General features: G+C 53.9%; 4 protein-coding genes. All 4 read right to left on the reverse strand.

Translation table 11 applies throughout. The features are described 5' to 3' along the window. Positions 1-546: 546 nt before the first annotated feature. Positions 547-918 (reverse strand): hypothetical protein, encoded by a 372-nt coding sequence (locus tag EN861_RS34170; RefSeq protein WP_135867829.1) that lies wholly within the window; start codon positions 916-918, stop codon positions 547-549. After that, positions 915-1,841, reverse strand: coding sequence for a hypothetical protein (locus EN861_RS35665; protein ID WP_210235209.1), 927 nt, complete (start codon positions 1,839-1,841; stop codon positions 915-917). Before EN861_RS35665 ends, EN861_RS34170 begins: the two co-directional genes overlap by 4 nt. Positions 1,842-1,874: 33 nt before the next feature. Then, positions 1,875-2,849: a transglutaminase family protein gene (locus tag EN861_RS34180; protein ID WP_135867830.1), complete on the reverse strand. Its 975-nt coding sequence runs from the start codon at positions 2,847-2,849 to the stop codon at positions 1,875-1,877. A gap of 17 nt (positions 2,850-2,866) precedes the next feature. Then, a partial coding sequence (locus EN861_RS34185; RefSeq protein ID WP_210235210.1) for an RHS repeat-associated core domain-containing protein occupies positions 2,867-3,129 on the reverse strand: 263 nt, incomplete at its 5' end.

The following is a 3,129-nucleotide window of genomic DNA, read 5'->3' on the forward strand; positions in this document are numbered from 1 at the left end:
TCCAAGTCTTTATGCTAAATCGGGACACTTTCGGGAATCCCAAGCAGTGACGTTGTTTCTGACAAAAGCTTCCCCGTTAGCAGACGATCTCTACAACAGCGCTGTATTGGCGGTAGCCCTCTCCCGCCTCGAACGCCCAGATACAAGCTTCGATCAAAGACACAACACTGCGGATTCAGACCGCCAATTTTTTCATCAGCGCGCAAGATTCAGCTGCAGGCTCAACACAGAAAGTTCGAAAAGCCAACCCCAATCGATACCCTAAAACGGCAGAAATTTAGTTATGGAACTGTCTTTTATTGTTTATTATCAATTACTTATATGCTCATAGTCTTCATTATTCAAAGCAGTGCCCTTGGAGGTCAAGCCGAGATCACAAAAAGCGCACTGTCACCGCAATTCTTGGCAATTAAGGGCAGCCGACAACGCTATTCGTCATTGGCGATGTTCCCGATATGGAATAGCGGCCGGCCTCATATTCAGCCAGATCGCCTGTTGCCCCAATGAGCTCACGCGGGGCTGATCTGCGGAGCTGTTACGAAATGTTCAGGATAGGCCTGGTGGAGCAGTAATATCGAAAGGTATACGATCAAAAAATTCGCCATCATCTTCCCTTACAAAAAAACTCCCCGCTAAAATACGACCAATTCCTCCCATGTGTCTAACATTGTAAATGTATCTGCCTGCCATCTGTTCGCTGTCGTCTGCTATCTGGCCTGCATCACGCGAGACATCTATAGATATATTCTCCAATATAACTGGAATTGATATATATGACACATCCTTAAATAGAATATTAACCCTAGTCCTGTAAAATTTATCTTTATTGCTCCTAAGTATAAGCTGGGAGTGTCCCGTAGCGTAAAGCCAAATCTGAAATGTTCTTTTCGATGAAAATTCCATATCTACGACTTTCATTGGAATGGATTTGATATCTTTGACCCATTGCTTATAAAATCAACGCTGGAAAGGCGGTTCTGGCTATAAAGCTGGCCCATCTCATAGTCCGTGTTACTGCCAATGCCACTGAGCCCTCTTTGTGCGGCGCTCATTACCTGCCCGTATACGCCCTTGCCAGAAAGACCATCGACGCTAACAGATATTTTCGTATTTGGATCAGCGATAGCCCTCGCAAGCGTTGATTTCCACTCAGGATCATTCATCAGCGTTCGGGCACCAATTTTCTCCGCAGTCTGCTTTAGACCCTGATTGTCAAGACCAAGGGCAATATGGTCTGCCTTCTGGTTAGGCTTCGCGGCCGGATCGTTGTCATCTGGATCACCAGGTGGGGTTGCGGCCGTTCCATTGTTATCTTTTTTCCCCTTGGATTTTCCCGCATCGTCGCCGCCCGTAATGGCCGACTCGAAGCCTTTGGAATTGTTGGCGGTACACATACCTCCGCAATCCGAACCTGGCCCGGCAGGCGAAGCGTCCATCACTACTGAAACGGCCGTACCTATTCCAAGGCCCATCGCCGCGCCAGCGATCCTTCCTGCCGTGGCCCCTCCGAACATTCCGCCAACGAAGTTGCCTAACCCGCCAAAGAAACCTCCAAGCGCTTCTCCAAGGGCACTATGCCCATTCGGGTCGCTCTTATTGATCGGATCATTCTGTGCGTAAGCGTAGCGATTGGTGCCGACGCCAGGCAATGTGGGATCCATCGTATCAGGCGAGATGAAACGGATGGGCTGGGCATCGTGACGTGTATTTTGCAGCCGTAGCATGTGGGGGCCGAATGCAGACGCCGCATAGCCCCCTGCCGTGCCTGAAACCATCATGGAGACGGCCAGTACCATCGCCAGTATGTGTTGAGCGATATTTGCGACGCCAAATCTCATCATCAAATCCCCGGCCTCTCAAATCCGTATGGGTGTTTAATTCATCTTCGGCTCGCGCCAGCCGAGCGCTTTGGCCTTGGCGAAGGCCTCCCGATTGGCATTGTAAAGATCGTTCGCATAGGCGATCCGGTCGGCCGGAATGTCGCTCTGCTTCGCGTATTTCCGGACGATGTTGGCATCGAGCAGCCGGTAGTAGGCCGTGCCTTTCTTCACCAGCGTATAAGCGTTGGCCGGATAGGCCTCGATCAGCACATCAGCGACAGTGACCGCCTCGTCGTAGCGGCCGGTGGCGATCAGATTGTCGAGCACTGGTGTCGCGACAATCGACAGCGCCTCGCGCTGCGACAGCCTCTTGAGATAGACGCCGTTACGAATAGCCTCGTCGGTCATCTCGAGCTTTTGCCGGTACCATGCGTCGCGCGTGAAGCCCGCGCCGCTGGTCGTCTCGAGGTTCCAGGTCTTGCCGGTCGCATCGTCGGTGAATTTCACGAACACGTGCAGCGGCGCGGTTGAGAGCGTCACGTTGATGCCAAGCCGCTTGCCCAGGATGAGAAACAGCGCCGGCATCGAGACGCAATTGCCCTTCCTGGTCGCAAGGTAATTGGTCAGCGATTGCGAGCCGGGCTTTTGGCCATAAGGATCGGAAAGGTCGTATTCGAACGGCCGGCCATTGTTCCACCAGCCGCCCTCATAGAGGAAGGTGCGCAGAGCCTTCATCTTCTCCATGCTGGTCGAAGCGGCATCCGGCGGCAGCGTGCCGAGCATCTTGCTGACCGTAACCACCATACTGTCGATCTCAGCGAGCCCTGCTGTCTCGTCGACCGAGGGATCGACGAACTTATCGACCAACAGCTTGGCACGAGCGAAGTCGGCCTTCCCGTCTGGCACGTTGATCAGCTTACGAACGAACGCCGCCGGGTTCGATCGGTCGATGTCGTCAGCTCGGGACAGGTTGCTCAACGCCACCAGCAGGAGCAACGCTGTTCCCAGCTTGACCACCAACCGGATCATTGTGCTCTCGCTCCCGATCATGGCGAAGCCTTGTCCTCGGCGCCGGCCGGATCCTTGGGAACAAACCTGCCCAGCACCGGATCCATGTAGCGTGCATTGAGATACAGCAGCCCGGTCTCTGGATCGAAGCGTTCGCCGATGTAGCTCTTCTGGGTCTGGAAGCCGGTGTTGAGGCGCTCGCCATAGGTGGCGTAGTTGGTGGCTTCCGCGATGGCGCCGGAGCCGTCAGTGACCATGCGCACCGAGGCCAGGTGATCGCGATGCAGGAAGAACTTTGTTG

Origin of the sequence: Mesorhizobium sp. M8A.F.Ca.ET.218.01.1.1, assembly GCF_004791165.1 — a bacterium.
In the GTDB taxonomy this organism is placed as follows: domain Bacteria; phylum Pseudomonadota; class Alphaproteobacteria; order Rhizobiales; family Rhizobiaceae; genus Mesorhizobium.

What these genes read in the sequence shown, in the direction of transcription:
- EN861_RS34170 (WP_135867829.1), bottom strand. Translation starts at nt 918, where the DNA reads ATGAAAGTCGTAGATATGGAATTTTCATCGAAAAGAACATTTCAGATT.
- EN861_RS35665 (WP_210235209.1), bottom strand. Translation starts at nt 1,841, where the DNA reads ATGATGAGATTTGGCGTCGCAAATATCGCTCAACACATACTGGCGATG.
- EN861_RS34180 (WP_135867830.1), bottom strand. Translation starts at nt 2,849, where the DNA reads ATGATCCGGTTGGTGGTCAAGCTGGGAACAGCGTTGCTCCTGCTGGTG.